Source organism: Actinomadura monticuli (assembly GCF_041463655.1).
In the GTDB taxonomy this organism is placed as follows: Bacteria; Actinomycetota; Actinomycetes; order Streptosporangiales; family Streptosporangiaceae; genus Spirillospora; species Spirillospora monticuli.
This window is the reverse complement of sequence record NZ_JAXCEI010000008.1, coordinates 345,293-366,812: the sequence shown is the minus strand read 5'-3', so window position 1 is coordinate 366,812 and position 21,520 is coordinate 345,293. Positions and strand designations below refer to the sequence as shown.

Here is a 21,520-nt window from a genome sequence, read left to right as displayed (position 1 = left end):
GGGGATCGTGGACGACTGGAAGTGGCGCGCCTGGGTCGGCCATCCGGCCGGCGGCAAGCTCGGTGCGGCGTTCCTCGTCACCGAGACGCGGCTGCTGACCTGCGCCCACACCGTCCACGGGCTGGAGGAGGCGCGCGTCGGGTTCCCGGGCGGCGAGGAAGACCTGCCCGTCACGGTCCTGCGGTGCACCGACTGGCGGCAGCCGGGCGATCTCGGCGACGTCGCCGTCCTCGAACTGCGCCGCCCGGTCCGGCCGGCTCCGGCGCCGCTCGCCGCGCCCGCCGGCGCGCGCGCCTCGGCGGCCGGGCGGGAGTTCGGCGTCTGCGGGTTCCCGCGCCGCAAGGACGGTGACGAGCGGCACGCGACGGTGCGGACCAGTCCCGTCTGGAGCCGCCGGAACGAATGGTGGGAGCTGCGCGCGACCGAAGGGGCGCTGGAGAAGGGGTTCAGCGGGTCGGCGGTCTACGACCTGTCCACCGGCGAGGTCATCGGCATGGTGTCGGACGCCGAGTTGCGCGACGGCGGCCGCACGGACCTCGGCTCCATGCTCCCGATCGAGCAGATCCGGCGGTACTGGGAGGAACTGGACGATCTCCTGCCGCTGCCCTGGCTCACCGCCCCGGCGCGGCGTGAACTGCGCGCACTTCTCGACGGCGCACCGTTCACCCAGGCTCTCAACGCGGAACTGAACGCGGTCATCGGGCGTCCCCTGGACGAGGGATTCCGGTCGGTCTGGCACTCGGTACGTCACATGGCCGAAGGCTTCCGCGAGGAGCAGCTCGTCCGGTACCTGCGGGTTCTGCATCGGCATCTGCCCGAGCCGGCCGCGCGGCGCCTGAGCGACTGGTCGAGGCGGCATCTGCCGGAGGCCGCCCCGGCCCCCCGCGGCGCGCGCTCGGAGCTCCCCTCGGTGATCGTGCGGCTCGAACGCCTGACGCACGGCGACTTCGACGTCACCGTGCACCTCTGGATCGACGGTGCGGCGGGACGGTCCCGGCGGACGGAGAACGTCGCGAAGCAGCGGGTCCAGCAGGTCGTCGAGGCGAGCGTCGCCGAACTGGCGCCGGCCCTCTTCGAACGCGAATGGATGATCGAGTTCGCGGTGCCGCAGAAATGGCTCAGCACGCCGTTCGAGCTCTGGTACACCAATCCTCCGCGCCGGACGATCCCGATGCGCCGGTATCCGGTGGTCGTCCGGGACGTGCAGCGGCTCCGCCCCGACTCCTTCGAGCGGGACCAGGCGTACCAGCGCTGGCGGCGGCTCAGCGCCATGGGGCGGACGGACCCGCAGCGGGTCCCCTGCGACACGCCCCGGAGCGGGAAGCACTTCCACAACCTGATCGAGGCCAACATCGACTACTGCGTGCTGGTCTACGGGTCGCGTCCGTCCGACAACTGGCTGACGGCCGCGCTCAACAACGGCGTCCCGGTCATGCTGTGGACGCGGACCCGCTGCAACGCCGACACCCACGAACAGTGCCGCGGCCACAGCATCCTGGACGAACTGGCCGAGGCCATCAGGGACGCGCCTCCGGACGAACTGCCGCAGCTCGTGCACGAGTTGCGCAGGGCCGCCGTGGGCGTGCCCAAGGACAAGCCGCACTGCGGGCGCGACCTGACGCTGCTGTGGGACGACCCGTCCCGCCTTCCCGACCCCCCGCTCGCCATGGAGGTATAGGTGCCGGACTGGCTGCTTTACACCGGGAGCCGTAGCCCGCACGGCGACGACATCGAGCGGTTGCCTCCGCCCCCGCCCTGGCGCGCGTTCGGCGGCGAACCCGTGCTGGACACCCCGTCCGGCGGTTCCGGGAACGAGCACCAGGCGACCACCTACCGTCCGTCGGACGACGCCGTACAGCAGGTCAATGCCGCGTTGTATCTGCGTCGCCCGCTGCTGGTGACGGGGCCGCCCGGCACCGGAAAGTCGACGCTGGCCTACGCGGTGGCCCACGAACTCGGTCTCGGGCCCGTCCTGCATTGGCCCATCACCAGCCGCAGCACCCTGCGCGACGGTCTTTACCAGTACGACCCGTTGACGCGCCTGTACGCGGCCGGACGGGAGAACGCGCCCGCCGACGAGGACATCGGCCGCTACATCCGCCTCGGCCCCCTCGGAACGGCGCTGCTCCCCTACGCGCGCCCCCGCGTCCTCCTGGTGGACGAGATCGACAAGAGCGACATCGACCTGCCCAACGACCTCCTCACCATCTTCGAGAAGGGCGAGTACGAGCTGCCCGAACTGACCCGGCGGGCCGACCCGGCCGCCGAGGTCATGACGGCGGACGGGCCCGGCTCCCGCGTCACCGTCACCGCCGGGACCGTCCGCTGCAACGCCTTCCCGTTCGTGGTGATGACCAGCAACGGCGAACGCGAGTTCCCGCCCGCGTTCCTCCGCCGATGCGTGACGGTGGAACTGCGCCAGCCGGCCGGGGAGGCGGAGCTGTCCGCGATCGTCCGCGAGCACCTCGGGCCGCTGGCCGACCAGAGCGACGACCTCGTCCGCCGGTTCTTCGAGCGGTCGACGTCCGGCACGCTGGCGACCGACCAGCTCCTCAACGCCGTCTACCTGTGCCGCCACGCCGACGGCGAGGACCGCCGCGCGCTGGCCGACCGGATCATGCCCTACCTGACCGGCCCGATCGATGACGACTGACCGGTTGCGGGACGTCCTGTCGGCGATCGGACCGCCGCCGGACGCCCGCGAACTGAGCGAGATGCTGTGGCTCGCCTGCCAGATCACCCCGGCCGAGGGGCCGCCCTCACCCGTCCCGCCGGCACCGCCGCGGCCGTCCGCCGATCCCCCGGGGAGCCCGCCCCCGGCGCCCCCTTCCACCCCTCCCGCCACGGCACCACCGGCCCAGCCGGAGCCGCGCAGCCGCCTGCATCCGCGTCCCGAGCCGGGCGCCGAACCGGCCGGCGAGGCGTCGGAGGTCCTCGTGCCGACGGCCCCGATGCTGGCGGACGCCCTGGGCGTGCAGCGGGCGCTGCGCCCGCTGAAGCGCCGCGTCCCGTCCCGGCACCGCCGCGAACTGGACGAGGACGCCACCGCCGCGCGCATCGCCGACACCCGCCTGTGGACGCCCGTCCTCGTCCCGTCGCCCGAACGCTGGCTCACCCTCGGCCTCGTCGTGGACACCGGCCCGACCATGCGGCTCTGGCAGCCGCTCGCCCGCGAACTGGCGGAGACGCTCATCCGCCAGGGCGCGTTCCAGGACGTCCACGTCAGCCACCTGGACGGGACGGGCCGCGTGTCGGCGGCCCCCGGCGCCCCGCCCCAGGACCCGCGCACGCTCCTGGACGCCTCGGGCCGCCACGCCGTGCTCGTCCTGAGCGACTGCTCAGGCCCGCACTGGTGGGACGGGCACGCCACGCGCGCCGTCCGTCACTGGGCGCGGGCCGGGCCCACCGCGATCCTGCAGCCCCTCACCGAACGCCTCTGGCGCCGCACCGCCGCACCGGCCACGCCCGGCCTCGCCGTCCTGCCCCGTCCCGGCGCCCCGAACACGGACCTGCGCTTCACCCCGTTCGACGGGGCCATGGCGCCGGGCGTGCCCGTCCCGGTCCTGGAGGTGGCGCCGCGCTGGTTCGCGGCCTGGGCCCGCCTGGTCTCCGGCTCGGCCCCGCAGCCCACCGCGATGACCGCGCTGGCGGCGCACCCGTCGAGCGGCCCGGCCTCCCTGCCGGTCCCGGTGCGGCGCGAACGCGAACTGCCGATCGACGAACGCGTCCGGCGCTTCCTCTCCACCGCCTCCCCTGCCGCCGCCGAACTCGCCGCGCACGTCGCCGTGTCCGTCCCGTCCCTGCCGGTGATGCGGCTCATCCAGCACCGCATCCTCGGCGGCTCGGGTCCCGGCCAGCTGGCCGAGGTCCTGCTGAGCGGGCTGCTCCGCCCGGTCGGCGACGTCCGCTACGAGTTCGTGCCGGGGGCCCGCGAGGCCCTCCTCGACACCCTCCCGCGCCCCGAGGCCCAGCACACCCGGCACGTCCTCGAGGCCGTCTCGGCCGAGATCGAGCGCCGCGCGGGCACCGCCGCCGAGACCTTCCGCGCCCTCCTCCCCCGCGACGGCGGCCCGGTGCGCCTCACCGCCGACACCGACCACTTCGCCCTCCTCACCCCCGAGACCCGCACCCACCTCGCCCCGGCCCCGGCGACCGATTTCCCGGATGCTCCCGACCTGCTGGAACTCCTGGGCCAGCCGGTCGACCGACTCATCGGCGCCGGCTGGGACCGCCCCCCGCGCCCCGCAGTGATCGGCCTGGACGGGCGGCACCCGGTGACATTGGACGTTCTGAACGGCCGCCCCGACCTGCCCCACGGATCGATACGGGCCCCGGAGGTCGCTCGCGCATCGCTGCTCAGAGCGGTCCTGTGGAGCCTGGCCCTGAGCCATTCGCCGAACATCGTCAACTTCGTCCTCGTCGGCCTCACCTCCGGCTGGAGGTCGTTCGGCGTTCTGAAAGACCTTCCCCACGTCGCCGCCGGCTTCGGGGCGGCGGACCGGCCGCCGGTCAGCGGGCTTCCAGACGCCCTCGAAGCCGAGCGAGGACGCCGCGAGGCCATCCTGCGATCCGCCGGCGTGGAGACGTGGGACGAGTATCAGACCGCCATCGCCGGCGGCCGGGCGCTCGACCCGATGCCCGCCCTCGTCGTGGTCATCGACGACGCCCAGCCCCTGCTGGAGGCGCACCCCGACCTGTCGGAGCCCCTCGCCCGGCTCTACGAGGTGGGCGCCGCCCAGGGGATCACGTTCATCGTCTGCTCCTCGGACGACCTCCCCCCGGCCCGCGCCCTCACGAGTTCGGCCGGATGGAACATGGGGTCCAGCAGGCACGGCGGCGGGCTCGCGTTCCTTCACGTCCTCGCTGATCGGACCCACCCCAGCTTCTTCCCCGCGCGCATGCCGCCTGATCTCAGCGACTCCACCGCCGAACTGATGCTCCGGCGCGGCCTCCAGGCCAGACAACTCCCCCTGCCCGCAGAACCCGCACCACACCTTGGGACGGTGCCGAAGTTCGACGTCCTCCGGCTCAACGGCGGCGGGCCCAGCGGCATGTTCCATGAGACATGGGCGCTCCCGGAGTCGGAACCGCGTAATCCCGCCATCGGCTACGACCTGGACGGCAACGCCCTCAGCCTCTACCCGCTGGACTCCTCGTCGGGCCTTCCGCACGGCCTGATCATCGGCGGCCCGCAAGCGCGGCAGCGCGTCGTCCGCGCCATCACCCTCGCCCTCGCCGCCAGCCACTCGCCCGCGGACCTCAACTTCTTCTTCGCCGGGCTCGGCAAGAATCCGCTCGGTGAACCTCTCGCCCTCCCGCACGTCCGCTACTCCGAGGACGAACTGCTCGGGCACCCGGAAAGACTTGAGCGCTTCCTCGATTACCTGTCGCGTGCGCTTGAGGCCCGCACCACCACCGCATCACCGCGCGGCTTCCCGGAACCGCCCTATTTCGAGGGCGACAAGGAGCGCTGGCCGGATACGCCGCCACGCCTGCTGGTGGTGACCGATGTGTCGCTGACGCTTCCCACGAACAGGCCCCAGGTCGGCGAAGCGCTCCTCTCGCTGGCACAACGCGGAAGATCTCTCGGCGTCCAACTGCTGCTCACGACGACGACGGTCGAGAACACCACGATCTGGAACCGCTTCCTTCCGCTCCTCGGCTGGCGCATCGCCGCGGGCCCCAGCTCACCTGCCGAACTCCAGCGCCTCATGGGGCGGGCGGGCCTCACCTTCCCCGACGAGCACACGGCCTACCTCCTCGCAGGCGGCGGCTCCCCGCAACGGTTCACCGTGGCGGAGGAGCCTCCCGAACCCGTGGTCGAGGGTTTCGTCCAGCGGACGCGCGACCACTGGCGCACCAGCACGGCCCCAGCCGAGGCGGGGCCGGAAGTGGCCGATCCCGAGCGGTCACGTGCGGTGCTGATCGGCGTGTCCCAGTACACCTCGCTGCCGGCCCTGCCCGCCGTCCGGAACAACGTGGAGGGACTCAGACGGGTCTTGTGCGACCCGCGGGTATGGGGCCTGCCTGAGCGCAACTGCGTCGTGCTGGTCGACCCCCAGAACGCGGCACAGATCGTGGACACCGTAGAGCGCGCCGCCCAGGACGCTGAGGACGCGCTGCTGGTCTACTACGCGGGCCACGGCCTGCGGGAGGAGGACGGCGAGTTCTCGCTCGCCCTTCCTTCATCGCAGTCAGGCGAGGCGTCCACCACGCTCGCCTTCCACCGGTTGTACCGCGCGGTCGCCGGCGGCCCGCGCCACAAGGTCCTGCTCCTGGACTGCTCCTCCACCGGACGGACGCTGGACGACGGTCTCCCCCCGGACACACTCGCCGGTGACAGGACGTTCGTCATGTCGTCGACGTCCGAGCGCGAGCCCGCGGCCATAGGCCAAGGCGCTCCCCACACGACGTTCACCGGTGAATTGATCGCAACCCTCGAAGAGGGGATCGCGGGGGCGCCCGCGAGCCTCGACATGCGGACGCTCCACGAGGCCCTCTACCGGCATCTCACCGACAAGGGCCGGCCGCGCCCGTACTCCACCGAGTTCAACGACGACAACAGGGCCATCTGCCTGTTCCGCAACCGCGCCCACGGGGCGTCGCGGGCGGCGCCGGAGTCGCTCGGGACCACGGAGCCGGGCCTTGCCCTCCAGGAGATCCTGGACGGGGTGGAGACCACGGTCAACGACCCCGTGGTCCAGGCGAAGCTCCATGAGCTCCTCACGGCGGACGTCGCGGCCGTGACGTCCGGCCGGCTGCCGCGTCACCTGGTGCTCACCGGTCCCATCGGGCCGGAGATCGAGACGCTGCTGGACCACTACGGACGGATACTCGCCGACCTGGGCGTCCTCTCGCACGGTGGTGTGAACAGGGTGTCCTGGCGGGCGATCGGCCACCGTCTGGGCGACGCCGCCGAGTCGATTCCCGAACTGTTCCGGACGTTCCGCGGTGAAGTGCTGCTGATCGAGGGCGGGAACCCGGCTGACGCCACCACCGACTACTTCGGCCGGGAAGTCGTCGAAGAGTTGATCGCCGCGATGGACGAGCAACCGGACGATCCGCTGGTCGTCCTGTGCGGGGACGGCGGACGGGTGGAGTCCGTCCGCCGTGCCGTTCGCGAATTCGACTCGCGCTTCACCGTGGTCGGCCCGATCGGCGATCCGCATTTGACCGGCTCACTGGTCAGGTTGCATGTGAGCCAGTTGCCCGCGAGCGCCGGAGGCCGCGTCCCGATAGGCGTCGACACCAGCACCCGCGAACCGGTTTTCGTCGACTTCGCCACGGATCAGCACCTGCTCGTCACCGGCCGACGCGGATCCGGGCGCGCGAATCTGCTGCATCTGCTCGTCCGGGGGATCCGCGCCGGTGACGCGGCGGCGGAGATCCTCGTCCTCGACACGCACGAGATTCTGCGGACGCTGTCCGAAGAGTTCGGCCTCGGCGCACCGGTTCCGCGCGGCGTGGGGTACACCGGCTCGACCGAGGAGTTCGTGCGGCGCGTGGCCGGGGTCTTCGGGCGACCGGAGCAGGGCGACGTCTACCTCTTCGTGATCGACGCCGATCTCGACGACGACCCCCTGCGGGCGGTCCCGCCGCACTTGCTCTTCTCTGGCGGCGACCGGGTGCATCTCGTGCTGGCACGATCGGCGACCTTCGCCCCCCGGCCGACCGATCCGCTGACCTCAGCCTTGCATGTGGCGGGCGCCCCCGCCGTCCTGCTGGGGTCGGGCGAAAGCCTGGAGGCGAGAACGTACGGTGCCGAGCCCCTGACCGGGTCCCCTCCCCCGGGGCGCGGCGTGTTCATCCGGCGAGGGCGGCAACGGACCGTCCAGGTCGCGCACGCTTCACCGGAGGCGTGAGGTCACGCGCGGGCGTCCACCCTTATTGGATTGATCTGTCCATAAAGTGTTAGCGTGCGAAGTATGGGGCGTCCTAGGAAGTTCGAGGAGGAGCGGGCGGTCGAGGCCGCCATGCGGGCGTTCTGGGCGGACGGGTACGAGGCGACCTCCACGCAGGCGCTCTGCGAGGCGACCGGGCTCGGGCGCAGCAGCATCTACAACACGTTCGCCAGCAAGCGGGACCTGTTCGTCAAGGCGCTCACGCACTACATGGACGACAGGACCGGACGGCTCGTCCGGCTGATGGAGGACGGCGAGAGATCCGTGCGCGAGCGGCTGCGGACGGTCCTGGAGTGGGCCGTCGCGTCCGGCGAGGACGACCCCGCCGGGTGCCTGCTGGTGAACTCGACGATCGAGTTCGGCCCGCACGATGCCGACATCGCGGAGCGGCTCGGACGGGACCGGCTGCGGCGGTTCGCGGCTCTGAAGGCCGCCATCGAGGAGGGCATGCGGACCGGGGAGATCGACGCGGGGAAGGACGCGGACGCGCTCGCGCACTTCGTGATCTCGGCGGTCAGCGGCATCCAGGTCGTCGCCCGCGGCGGCGCCGACCGCCGGACGCTCCAGGGCATCGCCGACACGGCCATGGACTCGCTCTGAGGACGGGCGGAAGGCCGGGCCGGAGTACCCGGCCTTCGGGGCGTTTCAGGAGCAGGACCGCGCCCGGAAGGCCCACAGCGCCCGGCGGTTCGCGTGCTCGGCGACCGTCCAGATGCGGTGCCGGCCGCGGTAGCAGGAGAGGTCCTCGGGGCCGTAGGAGATGGTCCGGCGCTTCACCTTGGACCAGCCGCGCGACGTGGGACGGGTCGTGAGGAGGGTGCCGCGCTTGCCGGAGTGGCTCTGGGTGAACCACCAGCGGCCGTTCGTCCGGACCCCGCCCTGGATCCTGTCGGCCGGGAGCCCGGCGCCCCAGCTGGGACGGACGGGGCCGCCGCCGGCCAGTGCCGCGAGCCGCCAGGTGACCACCCGTCCCCGCGGCCACTTCGGGCGGCAGTACTCGCCCGCGACGAGGGAGTGCGGCGAGGTGGTGCGGTCGACGGAGATCCACGACATGCGGAGCGGGCCGGTGCCGCGGCACCTGGCGCCGACCCTGCCGTGGGCGAACTCCCAGCTGCTCGTCTGCGGCATCACGTAGCGGAACCCGTGCCCGTAGTACTTGCCGTGGTGGAGGCCGACCCGGCCGGGGTGGCCGGTCGAGCCCGCCCTGCTCCGGGAGAGGTCGAAGATCTCCCGCATGTCGAACTCGCGGACGCCGTGGCGGGTGTCGGCGACGTAGACCTTCTCGCCGTACCAGGCGATGCCGCCGGCGTGGATGCCGATGTCGGAGTACGTCGCGCGGCCGTGCTCCATCTTGGGCGCGACGAGGAGGACGTGCCGGTAGGTGCGCCGGCCCGGGTCGACGAACGTGAGCCTGACCTTGCCGCTGTCGTGCCAGGACACGAGGATCGGCCGGACGCCGCCCGCCCACCGCTCGCCGGCGGTCGCGTCCGAGACGGTCGTGACGCCCTGCGGGACCCAGCTGCGGGTGGCGGTGTCCTTCTTGTTGAAGCAGTACACGAGCGAGTGGGCGGGCACGCCGGCGGGCTTCGCGCAGCCGCGGCCCATCCGGGCCCGGCCGGACGCGCGCAGCAGCGCGTCGACGCCGCTCCGGCGGAGCCTGCCGTTCAGCTCGCGCAGCGGCGTGCTCCGGTCGGCGCCGCGGCGCAGGACGAAGTCGCGGGGGTTCACGTCCGCCGGGGCCTTGGCCGACACCGTCGTCGCGGGCGCCGCCTGGGCGGTGGCCGGGGCGGCCACGAGCGCGGCGCCGGCCGCGAGGGCCGCGACGCCCGGCCCGCCGAGCCGTGCCGCTGTACGCTGCATGATCATCACGTACCGTGACGTAACCGCGGCCGGGTCGGGATAAGGGCGACCGCGTCTCCCGCGATGATCAAGTTATGTTTACGTCCGCCCGGTGAACCGGCGTGATCACCTGGACGTGGGGGAACGGGACGGCCCCCGCCCGGAGGGCCGTCCCGATGGGGTCAGCGCAGGACGCAGGCGCCGCTGCCGGACTTGCTCGGGTCGCTCTCCGAGGTCCCGGTCAGCCGCAGCCGCGCGTGCCGGGACGCGCCCGGCCCGTGTTGCTCAGCGTCATCGTGCACTTCGTCCAGCCCGCACCGGTTGGGCGGGCGAGCCCAGGTGTCAGCCGGACGCCCCGCCGCTGCGGGCCCGCGCCGTCCAGCGAGCCGACCGCGACCGTGTAGGACAGGACGCCCGTCCGGTCGCGCTTCACGTCCAGGACGTAGAAGTGCAGCCGGTTCGCCTCGTCGACGTACTCGTACTGGCTGCCGGAGTCCGTGCCCGCGTGGTACAGCGCGTCCGAGAGCTGCCGGTAGTCGCCGATCGTCATCTTCTTAGGCGTGCCGTCGGGGAGGACGAAGTCGACCTTGTCGATGTCCTGCGGGTTGGCGTCCTTGACCAGATGCCGTCCTGGCATGTCGAGCGATGCGCCCAGGTCAGAGTGGCAACTCGCGCTCCGCCACCACGATCCCGTCCTCGTCGCTGTAGAGCCAGTCGCCCGGACGGAACTCCACGCCCCCGAACGACACCGGGACGTCCACCTCGCCGGCGCCGTCCTTCGCGCTCTTGCGCGGGTTGGAGCCGAGCGCCTTCGCGCCGAGATCGAGGCCGCGCAGCGCGGCCACGTCCCGGACGGCGCCGTTGATCACCACGCCGGCCCAGCCGTTCGCCACCGCCGCCTCGGCGATCATGTCGCCCATCAGCGCGGACGCCAGCGATCCGGCGCCGTCCACGACCAGGACGCGGCCCTCGCCGGGAGTGTTCAGCAGCTTCTTCACCAGGCCGTTGTCGCGGTGGCAGCGCACGGTCGAGACCGGGCCGGCGAACGACGTCCGCGCGCCGTAGGAGCGGAACTGCGTCTCGCAGCTGCGCAGCTCGTCCCCGAAGTCGTCGATGAGGTCAGCGGTCGCGAAGTCCATGACGGCAGCCTACTGGGCGGTAACCGCGCGGCCGGAAGGCGCGTCAGCCGGAGGGCGCGTCGGTGGGACGGCCGATCAGCCGCGACAGCACGATCGACGTCTTCGTCGCGGTGATGTTGTCCTCCCGCCGCAGCCGTTCGAGGGCCTGCTCCAGATGCTGGATGTCGCGCGCCCGCACGTGCACCAGCGCGCTCGCGTCGCCGCTGATCGTGTACGCCGCGACGACCTCGGGATGGCCGCGGACGCTGGAGTAGATCTCCTCCGGGGAGGTCGCTCCCGTGCAGAAGATCTCGATGAACGCCTCGGTCGTCCAGCCGAGCGCCGCCGGGTCGACGACCGCCGCGAAGCCGTTGATCACGCCGTCCGAGCGGAGCCGGTCGACCCGCCGCTTCACCGCCGGCGCCGACAGCCCGATCCGGTCGCCGATCTGCGCGTACGAGGCGCGCCCGTCCTCCAGGAGTCGCGCAACGATTCGACGGTCCAGGTCGTCAAGACGCAACAAATAACACCCCCGAAGTCGGTTTTCGTCATTGGTCGACGGTCATTTCCGAACATACGCTGGGAGGCGGACCGGCGGCCACCTGACCCGGCCGGCCTCCTCCCCTCGGCACCGGACCCGCGTCCGGTGTCCCAGCCATGCCCCGGCCCGACCGGCCGGGCCGAGCCGCGAAGGAGCGTCGTGACGCGAACCGACCAGCTGCGAGCGATGTCCGAGGACCACAGCGCGCACAACTACCACCCCCTTCCGATCGTGGTCGCCGAAGCGGACGGCGTGTGGCTGACCGACGTCGACGACCGCCGCTACCTCGACATGCTGGCCGCCTACTCCGCGGTCAACTTCGGACATCGCAACCCGCGCCTCACCGAGGCCGCGCGACGGCAGCTCGACCGCGTCACCCTGGTCAGCCGCGCGTTCGACCACGACCAGTTCGGCCCGTTCACGGCCGAGCTGGCCGAGCTGTGCGGCAAGGACATGGTCCTGCCGATGAACAGCGGCGCCGAGGCCGTCGAGACGGCGCTGAAGACCGCCCGCAAGTGGGGCTACGAGGTCAAGGGCGTCCCGGCCGACCAGGCGAACATCATCACGTTCGAGGGCAACTTCCACGGCCGCACCACCACGATCATCAGCTTCTCCACCGACCCGGACGCCCGCGACTCCTACGGCCCCTACACGCCCGGCTTCCGGACCGTCCCGTACGGGGACGTCGACGCGCTGAAGGCCGCGATGGACGGCGCCACGGTCGGCGTGCTGATCGAGCCGATCCAGGGCGAGGCCGGCGTGAACGTCCCGCCGAGCGGGTTCCTGCGCGCCGTGCGGGAGCTGTGCACCGCCAACGGCACACTGATGATCGCGGACGAGATCCAGTCGGGCCTCGGCCGCACCGGCACCACGTTCGCCGTCGAGCACGAGGACGTCGTCCCCGACGTCTACGTCCTCGGCAAGGCCCTCGGCGGCGGCATCATGCCGGTCTCCGCGGTCGTCGCCGACCAGGACGTCCTGGGCGTCTTCAAGCCGGGCCAGCACGGCTCGACGTTCGGCGGCAACCCGCTCGCCTGCGCCATCGGGCGCGAGGTCATCGCGATCCTGAAGACCGGCGAGTTCCAGGAGCGCTCCCGCACCCTCGGCGCGCACATGCACGAGCGCCTCGGCCGGCTGCCCGGCGACCTCGTCCGCGAGGTCCGCGGCCGCGGCCTGTGGGCGGGCGTCGAGCTGCACGGCAAGGCCCGCCCGGTCAGCGAGCGCCTCATGGACCTCGGCGTCCTCGCCAAGGAGACGCACGAGACCACCCTGCGGCTGGCCCCGCCGCTGGTCATCGAGCAGGCCGACCTCGACTGGGCCCTCGACCAGCTCGAGATCGCGCTGAAGGGCTGACCCGAGATCCCGGGACGCCGCCGGTCAACGCCGCCCGGCGGCGTCCCGCTCGCTAACACAAACCCGCGAGTCGTCAAAGACTTGGCCGCGCACCGCACGGCGCGGCGGCCCGGACCGGCGCCTGCGGCACTGTGGTCGGCATGCTGCGGAACAGGAGCCGGCGCCGGGTCGTGATCGGATGCGGCGGGCTGGCGATGGGCGTCCTGCTGCTCCTCGCGGGCGGTCTCTACCTGCTGCAACGCGCGTACGACGGCGAGGTCGAGCGGGTCGCCGGCGCGATGCCGAGCGGGGGCGGGCGGCCGGAGTCCACCGGACGGGGCGAGAACTGGCTGCTGATCGGGTCCGACCGGCGCGCCGACATCCCCTCGATGGGCTCCCGGGCGGACACGATCATGCTGGTGCACCTGGCCGGGCGCGGCGACCGGGTGTCGCTGATCTCGATCCCCCGGGACGGCTTCGTGCCCGTCCCCGGGCACGGCGAGACGAAGATCAACGCGGCCTTCGCCTACGGCGGGCCGTCGCTGCTGATCCGCACCGTGGAGCAGCTCACGCGCGTCCGCGTCGACCACTACGCGGCACTGGACTTCGGCGGGTTCGTGAAGATGACGGACGCGCTCGGCGGCGTCGACGTCACCATCACCAAGAACACCTACGACCCGATGCACGAGCGCAGGTGGAAGGCCGGGCGCCAGCACCTGGACGGCGCCGAGGCGCTCGACTTCGTCCGGCAGCGGTGGAACCTGCCGGGCGGCGACCTCGACCGGATCAAGCGGCAGCAGGCGTTCCTGCACGCGCTCGCGGCCAAGGCGCTGGACACCCGCAACCCGCTCAAGATCGACCGGTTCGTCCGGGCGGCGACCGCCTCGGTGAGCGTGGACGACTCGGTGACCACCGGGACGCTGCGCGGGCTCGCGCAGCGGCTGCTCAGGGCGTCCCTGATGGAGTACCTGACGGCCCCGGTCGCGGGGATGGCCGAGCGGGACGGGCAGAGTGTCGTACTCCTGGACGATGATGGCGTGCGCGCGCTGTCCACCGCCGTCCGGGAGGACCGGGTGGGCGACTTCGTGACCCGCAACGGCGCGGCCAACTCGGTGGACGCGGTGCGCTGACCCCGCCCCCACCTGCGGGACTTGTCCGGTATGCAGGTAAGGTGACGAAGGCCGTCTATATGGATTAGTCTGAGCGGACTAATCCACATCGACACGAGGCCCGGCACCATGTCCCGACCGCTCACACCGCTCGCGCTGACCGTGCTGCGCATGCTGTGCGACGGCCCCATGCACCCGTACGAGATGCAGCAGCGCATCCGCGACCACGCCTACGACCAGGCCGTCAAGATCACGCACGGGGCGCTCTACCATTCGGTGGAGCGGCTCGCCTCCACCGGTCTCATCGAGCCGCTGGAGACGAGCCGGGAGGGCCGCCGTCCCGAACGCACCATCTACGCGGTCACCGCCGCCGGACGGGACGCCGCGCAGATCCGGCTCGCCGAACTGCTGCGCAACCCCGCCGCGGAGTTCCCGCTCTTCGGCACCGGACTGGCGTTCCTCAACCTGCTGCCCGAGGACGAGGTCGCCAGGCTCCTGCGCGGCCGCACGGTCCTGCTGGAGGCGGCGCTCGCCGCCCACCAGACCGCGCACGACGCCCTCCGCAAGCAGGGCCTCGCCCGCTACAAGCTCGTCGACCAGGAATGGATGATCGCGCGCGTGCGCGGCGAGCTGGAGTTCGTGCGGGGGCTGGCCGGCGACCTGGACGCCGGTCGCCTCACCTGGAAGGACGACGAGGTGCACACCCGCTGCCACCCGCGGCCACGACCACCACGCCATGACGACAAGGAAGACTCATGAGCAAATGGCGCGGAAATCCCTGGGCGATCCTGCTCACGCTGTCGCTGGGATTCTTCATGACGCTGCTCGACCTGACGATCGTGAACATCGCGATTCCGAGCATGATCGACAAGCTGGACGCCTCGCTGGCCGAGGTGCTGTGGGTCGTCAACGCCTACGTCCTGGTGCTGGCCGTCCTGCTCATCACCGCCGGCCGGCTCGGCGACCTGTGGGGCAAGAAGAACCTGTTCATCGCCGGGGTGGCGCTGTTCACGCTGTCCAGCCTGGTGTGCGGCATCGCGCAGGACCCGGTGCAGCTGATCGCCGCCCGCGGCGTGCAGGGGCTCGGCGCGGCGCTGCTGATGCCGCAGACCATGTCGATCATCATCGGGGTGTTCCCGCCGGAGCGGCGCGGCGCCGCGCTCGGCGTGTGGGGCGCGGTCGCCGGGGTGTCCACGATCGCCGGCCCGACCGTCGGCGGGCTGCTCGTCACCAGCCTCGACTGGCGGTGGATCTTCTTCGTGAACCTGCCGATCGGCATCCTGGTGCTGGCCATGGCCGTGCCGATCCTGCCCGGCCACACCCGCACCGTCCGGCACCGCTTCGACGTCGTCGGGGTGCTGCTGGCGTCCGCCGCCCTGTTCTGCCTCACGTTCGCGCTCACCGAGGGCCAGAAGTACGAGTGGAACGAGGGGATCTGGGGGCTCATCGCCGCCGGGCTCGCGCTGTTCGTCATCTTCGTGCTCCAGCAGCGCGGCCGGCAGGACGGCGAGCCGCTCGTCCCGTTCTCCCTGTTCCGCGACCGCAACTTCACCGTGCTGAACTTCGTCGGCGCGGCCGTCTCGATCGGCATGATCGGCATGGTCCTGCCGATGACGATCTACCTGCAGTCGGTGCTGGGCTTCAGCGCCCTCAAGGCGGGCCTCGTCATGGCGCCGTCCTCGCTCGTGTCGATGTTCCTCGCCCCCGCGGCCGGACGGCTGTCGGACCGGATCGGCGGCAAGTTCATCCTGATGACGGGCCTCACCCTCTACGCGGCCGGCATGTCCTGGATCGTCCTCGTCGCCGGGGTCGCGACCGACTGGAAGGCGTTCGTCCCCGCGCTCGTCGTGTCCGGCATCGGCATCGGCGGCGTGTTCGCTCCGATGGCCACCGAGGCGACCCGGAACGTCCCGCCGCGCCTCGCGGGCGCCGCGTCCGGCGTCAACAACACGATCCGGCAGGTCGGGTCGGTACTCGGCAGCGCCGCGGTCGGCGCCGTCCTGCAGAACCGGCTCGCGGCCTCGCTGCGGGACGAGGCCGCAGCCCGCGCCGCCGGGCTGCCGGCCGGCGTGCGGCCCGGCTTCGTGGAGGGGTTCGCGAACGCGGCCAAGAGCGGGCTGGAGGTCGGCGCGGGCCAGACCGGCGCGAAGCAGCAGCTCCCGCCGGGCGTCTCGCCGAGCGTCGCGCACCGCGTCCACGAGCTGGCCGGGCAGGTGTTCTCGCACGGCTTCGTGCACGCGATGAAGCCGACGATGCTGCTGCCGATGAGCGTCATCCTGCTCAGCGCCGCGGCCTGCCTGACCCTCAAGGGCCACCGGAGCGAGCAGGCGCCGGGGCACCTCGACGCGGAGCCCGCCCCGATGGCGTCCTGACGAGCCGCTACCCGCGGGCCCGGCCCGCCCTGCCGAGCAGCCAGTCGCCCGGCGGGCGGGCCGGCGGCACCATCATGATCCCGGCCACGGCCGCGACCATGCCGCCGATGATGAACAGGTAGCCCGCCGTGCTGCCGGGGACGACCAGGTCGCCCTCGGTGCGGCGCACCGACATGACGAACACCACGACGCCCCACGCGACCGCGGGGATCGCCGCGCCGAGCCGTCCGCCCATCCCGAGGCCGGACAGCCGCGCCATCGCGAAGACCAGCGCCACCAGGACGATCGCCGCGACGGGGACGGAGCCGACCGTCCAGTCCTGGGCGAACGAGCCGACCACGCCGAACACCGCGCCGAGCAGGGCGAGGGCCGCGTAGGCGGCGCCGGACACGAACGCGTCCAGCGGCCCCTCGCCGTCGGCCCGTTCCACAGCGTAGGCGCCGGCGACGCCGTCCGCCGGGAGGCCGTCCTTGGCGAGGCTCACCCGCGCCTCGTCGTCGTCGTTGTGCACGGACGCCAGGGTACCGGCCGGGGTTCCCGGCCGGGATCCGCGGCGGTCAGGCGCCCGGCTCGGCCAGGCCCGCGAACAGGTCGAGCTCGCGGCGGCCGGGGCCGACCGGGCCCGGCTCACCGGCCTGCAGGATGAAGTACTCGGTGCCGAACGCCTGCTGGCCCAGGTTGTTCGACAGCGCGAAGAACGGGCCGACCTGCTCGGGCGCGACGAGGATCTGGGTCCGGTGGGCGCGCAGCGCGGCGAGCTTGGCGGGCAGGTGGGCGCGGGCGTCCACGACCGTGGTGACCTGGCCGTCGGGGACGCCGGAGCCCAGCTCGTCCAGCCCGGCGACGCGCGCGAACGGCAGCTTCGCCTCGCGCATCACGGCGATCGCCCGCGCGAGGACGGTGCGCGGCGTGGCGTAGGCGTAGAACTTGGCGGCCCGCCACGGCTCGGCGCCGTCCCGGAAGTCCGGGTCGGCGGCCAGCTCGAACGCCCGCCACGCGACGCGGTGCGCCTGGATGTGGTCGGGATGCCCGTAGTTGCCGCGCTCGTCGTAGGTGACGATCACCTGCGGCCGGACCTCCCGGATCACCGCGGCGAGGTCGGCGGCGGCGGTGTCGACGTCCGCGCGCCAGAAGCAGCGCGGGTCGTCGTTCGTGGGCGCGCCCATCATGCCGGAGTCTCGCCAGCGCCCCGCGCCGCCGAGGAAGCGGTGGTCGCGCACGCCGAGCGCCGCGCAGGCCGCCGCGAGCTCGCCGATGCGGTACTCGCCGAGGCGGTCCTCCTTGTCGGACGCCAGGTGGCGCAGGTCCTCGGGGATGACCTCACCCTCCTCACCCAGCGTGCAGGTGACGAGGCAGACATGGGCGCCCTCGGCGGCGTACTTGGCCATGGTCGCCCCGGTCCCGATGGACTCGTCGTCCGGATGGGCGTGGACGAACAGGATCCGCGGCTCCTTCATAGTCACCGAGCCTACTCAGGGCACGGCATCGCGGCGATGACCGCCCTGCCCCACACGGCACGGAGCCGCGTCGCCGCCTCCCGGACCGGCCCGTGGGCCGGCCCGGCTCAGCCGCCCCCGCCGCTTCCCGGGCCGCCTCCGCCACCGGTGCCGCCCGCGCCGCCGCCGTCGCCGCCGCCTCCGCCGCCGGTGGTCGGCGGCTCGGTCGTCGGGACACTCGTCGTGGGCGGCGCGGTCGTGGGCTCGCTCGTGGTGGGCGGCGCGGTCGTCGGCTCGGTCGTCCGCGTCGGCGGCGGGGTGTTCGTCCGGGTGCGGGTCCGGGTCGGGGTCGGCTGTACGGGCTCCTCGGACGTCGGCGTCTCCGAGACCGTCCCGGAGTCGGTGACGGCCGGCGTGGTCGGCGAGTCGGACGGGCTGTCGCCGCCGCGGGTCGCCGCGAACACGCCGACGACGAGCGCCAGCACGGCGATCGCCGCGACGGCCGCGACGATCGGCCACCGGGACTTGCGCTCGGGCTCCCAGTCGTCGTACCGGGCCCGGCCCGCGCCGGCCGGCGGGCCGGCGGGCGGCAGGCCGCCGGTGTAGTCGGCCGGGGAGACGCGGCGCGTCCCGGCGCCGGGCTGGGTCGCGCCCGCCATCATCCCGGCCGCGCCGAGCCCGCCCGCGGCGAGCGTGGAGCCCTCCGCGAGCATCGTGTTGGCCTGCGCGGGGTCGTCCATGCGGGTCTGCCCGGCGCCGCCCGGCCCGCTGCCGATCAGCGCCATCATGATCTGCTGCGCGGTCGGCCGCCGCTCCGGCTCCTTGGCCAGGCAGGCGCCGATCAGCCGGTGCAGGTCGGCGGGCACGCCGTCCAGCATCGGCGGCTCGTGCATCACCCGGTTGATGACCGCCATCACGGTGTCGTCGCCGAACGGCGGGCGCCCGGTCGCGGCGAACACCATCGTGGTGGCCCACGCCCACACGTCCACGGCCTCGGTGAGCGTCGCGCCCGCGACCTGCTCGGGCGCCATGTAGGACGGCGTGCCGATCGCCTTCGTCGCGTTCGTCTGCCCGGTGTCGAGGGCCCGCGCGATGCCGAAGTCGATCACCCGGGGGCCGTCCGGCGCCATGATGACGTTGTGCGGCTTGAAGTCGCGGTGCACGATCCCGGCCTGGTGGATCGCCACCAGCGCGGTCGCGGTGCCGATCGCGAGCCGGTCGAGCGCCGCCCCGCCGATCGGGCCGCCCTCGGTGACCTGCTTGTACAGCGACGGGCCCGGCACGTACTCGCTGGCGATGTAGGGCTGGTCGCCCGCGACGTCGGCCTCCAGGACCTGCGCGGTGCAGAACCGCGCGACCTGCTTGGCGGCCTGCGCCTCGCGGACGAACCGGGTGCGCGCCATCGTGTCCCCGGCCAGGTCGGCGCGGAGGAGCTTGATCGCTGCCCGGTTCCCGGAGGCGTCGACGCCGGCGTAGACGACGCCCTGGCCGCCCTCGCCGAGCCGGTCGACGATCTCGTACGAGCCTAGCCGCCGGGGATCACCCGGCTGCAGCTCCGGCATTGACCACTCCTCAGCCCGCGACGGAAAAAGTGCTTGGGGAAGCCTTGAGCTTACGCGAGCGCGGACAAGGGCAAGAGCACATTCCCCGTCCACCACGCGACGACCCGTGATCATAGGGGGCAGGAGGCCGCCGTGCGCCGCACTTCCGCGCGTCCCGGTCGCCGGGCGTCCTGGCAGACTCGGATGCCATGAGCATCAGCTATCCGCGGCAGAGCGCCCGCACCCGACGGTTCAGCCTCGGCGTCCCGCGCGCCTTCCAGATCGCGCCGGACGAGTCGCGCATCGCGTTCCTGCGCACGAGGGCGGGCGACGACCCGGTCACCTGCCTGTGGACGCTGGACACCGCGACCGGGGAGGAGCGGTGCGTCGCCGACCCGGCCGCGCTGGACGTCCCCGGCGAGGAGAACCTGCCCGCCGAGGAGCGCGCCCGCCGCGAGCGGGCCCGCGAGCAGGCGGGCGGCATCGTCGGCTACGCCACCGACCGGGGCATGAAGCAGGCCGTGTTCACCCTCGCCGGCCGCCTCTACGTCGCCGACCTCGACACCGCGCTGGTCCGCGAACTGCCCGCGCGGACACCCGTGTTCGACCCGCGTCCCGACCCGGCCGGGCGGCGGGTCGCCTACGTGTCCGGCCGGACGCTGCGGCTGATCGAGATCGACGGCACCGAAGACCGGGCGCTCGTCCAGCCGGAGTCCGACCAGATCTCCTACGGCCTGGCCGAGTTCGTCGCGGCCGAGGAGATGGACCGGATGCGCGGCCACTGGTGGTCCCCCGACGGCGGGACGCTGCTGGTCGCGCGAGTGGACGAGACGCCGGTGCAGCGCTGGCACATCGCCGACCCCGCGAACCCGGACCGCCCCCCGGCCGAGATCGCCTACCCGGCCGCCGGGACGCCGAACGCGCTGGTGTCGCTGGTGCTGCTGAAGGTCGACGGCCGCCGCACCGGCGTCGCGTGGGACCGCGGCATGTTCCCCTACTTCGTGGCCGCCGGCTGGGACCGGCACGGCCTGCTGATCGTCGTGCAGCCCCGCGACCAGCGGTCCCAGCGGGTGCTGAGCGTCGACCCGTCCAACGGCGAGACGTCCCTCGCGCACGTCGAGCACGACCCGGTGTGGACGGACATCGTCCCCGGCCTGCCCGTCCGGACGAACTCCGGCGACCTCGTCTGGACCACCGAGGACCGCGACGCCGACACGCGCCGCATCACCGTCGCCGGCAAGCCCGTCACGCCCGCCGGCCTGCAGGTCCGCGCGATCCTCGGGGTGGACGGCGAGTCGATCCTGTTCACGGCGTCGGAGGACCCCACCGAGGTCCACCTCTACTCCCGCGACGGGAGCGAGATCACGCGGCTGACGGAGGGGCCGGGCGTCTTCGGCGGCATCCGCTCCGGCGGCGTCACCGTGGTGACGGGGGCGCGGCTCGACCGCCCCGGCTCGCAGGCCGAGGTGCGCACGCCGTCCGGGACGCACCCGGTGGCCTCCTTCGCCGAGACCCCGGTGATCACCCCGCGCGTCGACCTGATGCGCGCCGGCGACCGCGAGATCCGCACCGCCGTGCTGCTGCCCACCGGGTGGGAACCGGGCCAGGGACGGCTGCCCGTCCTCATGGACCCCTACGGCGGACCGCACGCGCAGCGCGTCCTCGCCGTCCAGCGGATGTACTGCGAGGCGCAATGGCTCGCCGACCAGGGCTTCGCCGTCGTGATCGCCGACGGCCGCGGCACGCCCGCGCGCGGCCCCGCGTGGGACCGCGCCGTGCGCGGCGACTTCGTCAAGCCCGTCCTGGACGACCAGATCACCGCGCTGATCGAGGCCGCGCGCAAGCACCCGGACGCGCTCGACCTCGACCGCGTCGGCATCCGCGGCTGGTCGTTCGGCGGCTGGCTCGCGGGGCTCGCCGTCCTGCACCGGCCGGACGTGTTCCACGTGGGCATCGCGGGCGCGCCCGTCACCGACTGGCGGCTGTACGACACCCACTACACCGAGCGCTACCTGGGGCATCCGGACGAGGAGCCGGAGAACTACGCCGCGAACTCGCTGATCGAGATGGCCGGCGAGCTGAAGCGTCCGCTGATGATCATCCACGGGCTCGCGGACGACAACGTGGTGGCCGCCCACACGCTCCGGCTGTCGTCCGCGCTGCTGGCGGCGGGACGCCCGCACACGGTCCTGCCGCTGTCGGGCGTCACCCACATGACCCCGCAGGAGGTCGTCGCGGAGAACCTCCTCCACATCCAAGTGGACTACCTGAAGTCGGCCCTGTCAGCCACCTAGCCCGCCCGGTTCGTACGTCGACCTGCGGCGTGTTGTT

At 72.9% G+C, this 21,520-nt stretch carries 16 protein-coding genes; 9 read left to right on the top strand and 7 right to left on the bottom strand.

All coding sequences use genetic code 11. The features are described from left to right. Positions 1 to 7: 7 nt before the first annotated feature. The 4 genes from SM611_RS20610 to SM611_RS20595 all read left to right on the top strand — a co-directional run bounded on the left by SM611_RS20610 (position 8) and on the right by SM611_RS20595 (position 8,501). Positions 8 to 1,678 (top strand): VMAP-C domain-containing protein, encoded by a 1,671-nt coding sequence (locus SM611_RS20610; RefSeq protein ID WP_371951470.1) that lies wholly within the window; start codon positions 8 to 10, stop codon positions 1,676 to 1,678. Then, positions 1,679 to 2,653, top strand: coding sequence for an AAA family ATPase (locus tag SM611_RS20605; protein WP_371951469.1), 975 nt, complete (start codon positions 1,679 to 1,681; stop codon positions 2,651 to 2,653). It begins immediately after the preceding gene. Further along, positions 2,643 to 7,862 carry a caspase, EACC1-associated type gene (locus SM611_RS20600; protein ID WP_371951468.1) on the top strand — a complete coding sequence of 1,740 codons (5,220 nt, stop codon included), beginning with the start codon at positions 2,643 to 2,645 and terminating at the stop codon, positions 7,860 to 7,862. The genes SM611_RS20605 and SM611_RS20600 overlap by 11 nt, the downstream gene beginning before the upstream one ends. A gap of 63 nt (positions 7,863 to 7,925) precedes the next feature. Then, a complete protein-coding gene (locus SM611_RS20595; protein WP_371951467.1) occupies positions 7,926 to 8,501 on the top strand; it encodes a TetR/AcrR family transcriptional regulator in 576 nt (191 codons plus the stop codon). 45 nt (positions 8,502 to 8,546) lie between these two features. On the opposite strand, the gene SM611_RS20590 is transcribed toward SM611_RS20595, so the two are convergent. From SM611_RS20590 to SM611_RS20575, 4 genes are all read right to left on the bottom strand, one after another. After that, entirely contained in the window at positions 8,547 to 9,761 is a 1,215-nt protein-coding gene (locus SM611_RS20590) for a hypothetical protein (protein WP_371951466.1), read from the bottom strand. Between the two features lie 220 nt (positions 9,762 to 9,981). Then, positions 9,982 to 10,377: a hypothetical protein gene (locus SM611_RS20585; RefSeq protein ID WP_371951465.1), complete on the bottom strand. Its 396-nt coding sequence runs from the start codon at positions 10,375 to 10,377 to the stop codon at positions 9,982 to 9,984. Between the two features lie 19 nt (positions 10,378 to 10,396). Next, entirely contained in the window at positions 10,397 to 10,879 is a 483-nt protein-coding gene (gene rraA, locus SM611_RS20580) for a ribonuclease E activity regulator RraA (RefSeq protein WP_371951464.1), read from the bottom strand. A gap of 43 nt (positions 10,880 to 10,922) precedes the next feature. After that, complete coding sequence (locus SM611_RS20575; RefSeq protein ID WP_371951463.1) at positions 10,923 to 11,378, bottom strand: Lrp/AsnC family transcriptional regulator; 456 nt, start codon at positions 11,376 to 11,378, stop codon at positions 10,923 to 10,925. Positions 11,379 to 11,585: 207 nt separating this feature from the next. Here SM611_RS20575 and rocD point away from each other — a divergent pair, with 207 nt between their 5' ends. The 4 genes from rocD (at position 11,586) to SM611_RS20555 (ending at position 16,212) form a co-directional block, all read left to right on the top strand. After that, the gene (rocD, locus tag SM611_RS20570) at positions 11,586 to 12,752 is read left to right on the top strand and encodes an ornithine--oxo-acid transaminase (protein WP_371951519.1); all 1,167 of its coding nucleotides are present in this window, start codon (positions 11,586 to 11,588) and stop codon (positions 12,750 to 12,752) included. A gap of 140 nt (positions 12,753 to 12,892) precedes the next feature. Next, entirely contained in the window at positions 12,893 to 13,861 is a 969-nt protein-coding gene (locus SM611_RS20565; RefSeq protein ID WP_371951462.1) for an LCP family protein, read from the top strand. A 108-nt stretch (positions 13,862 to 13,969) separates the two neighbouring features. Then, positions 13,970 to 14,599, top strand: a complete 630-nt coding sequence (locus tag SM611_RS20560) for a PadR family transcriptional regulator (RefSeq protein ID WP_371951461.1) — start codon at positions 13,970 to 13,972, stop codon at positions 14,597 to 14,599. Further along, positions 14,596 to 16,212, top strand: coding sequence for a DHA2 family efflux MFS transporter permease subunit (locus SM611_RS20555; RefSeq protein ID WP_371951460.1), 1,617 nt, complete (start codon positions 14,596 to 14,598; stop codon positions 16,210 to 16,212). The genes SM611_RS20560 and SM611_RS20555 overlap by 4 nt, the downstream gene beginning before the upstream one ends. 7 nt (positions 16,213 to 16,219) lie before the next feature. Here SM611_RS20555 and SM611_RS20550 read toward each other — a convergent pair whose 3' ends face one another. The 3 genes from SM611_RS20550 to SM611_RS20540 all read right to left on the bottom strand — a co-directional run bounded on the left by SM611_RS20550 (position 16,220) and on the right by SM611_RS20540 (position 19,210). Further along, positions 16,220 to 16,723: a DUF6113 family protein gene (locus SM611_RS20550; protein ID WP_371951459.1), complete on the bottom strand. Its 504-nt coding sequence runs from the start codon at positions 16,721 to 16,723 to the stop codon at positions 16,220 to 16,222. A 46-nt stretch (positions 16,724 to 16,769) separates the two neighbouring features. Next, the gene (gene mshB / locus SM611_RS20545) at positions 16,770 to 17,669 is read right to left on the bottom strand and encodes an N-acetyl-1-D-myo-inositol-2-amino-2-deoxy-alpha-D-glucopyranoside deacetylase (RefSeq protein ID WP_371951458.1); all 900 of its coding nucleotides are present in this window, start codon (positions 17,667 to 17,669) and stop codon (positions 16,770 to 16,772) included. A 107-nt stretch (positions 17,670 to 17,776) separates the two neighbouring features. Beyond that, positions 17,777 to 19,210: a serine/threonine-protein kinase gene (locus SM611_RS20540; protein ID WP_371951457.1), complete on the bottom strand. Its 1,434-nt coding sequence runs from the start codon at positions 19,208 to 19,210 to the stop codon at positions 17,777 to 17,779. Between the two features lie 188 nt (positions 19,211 to 19,398). Here SM611_RS20540 and SM611_RS20535 point away from each other — a divergent pair, with 188 nt between their 5' ends. After that, the gene (locus SM611_RS20535) at positions 19,399 to 21,483 is read left to right on the top strand and encodes a S9 family peptidase (RefSeq protein WP_371951456.1); all 2,085 of its coding nucleotides are present in this window, start codon (positions 19,399 to 19,401) and stop codon (positions 21,481 to 21,483) included. Positions 21,484 to 21,520: the final 37 nt, after the last annotated feature.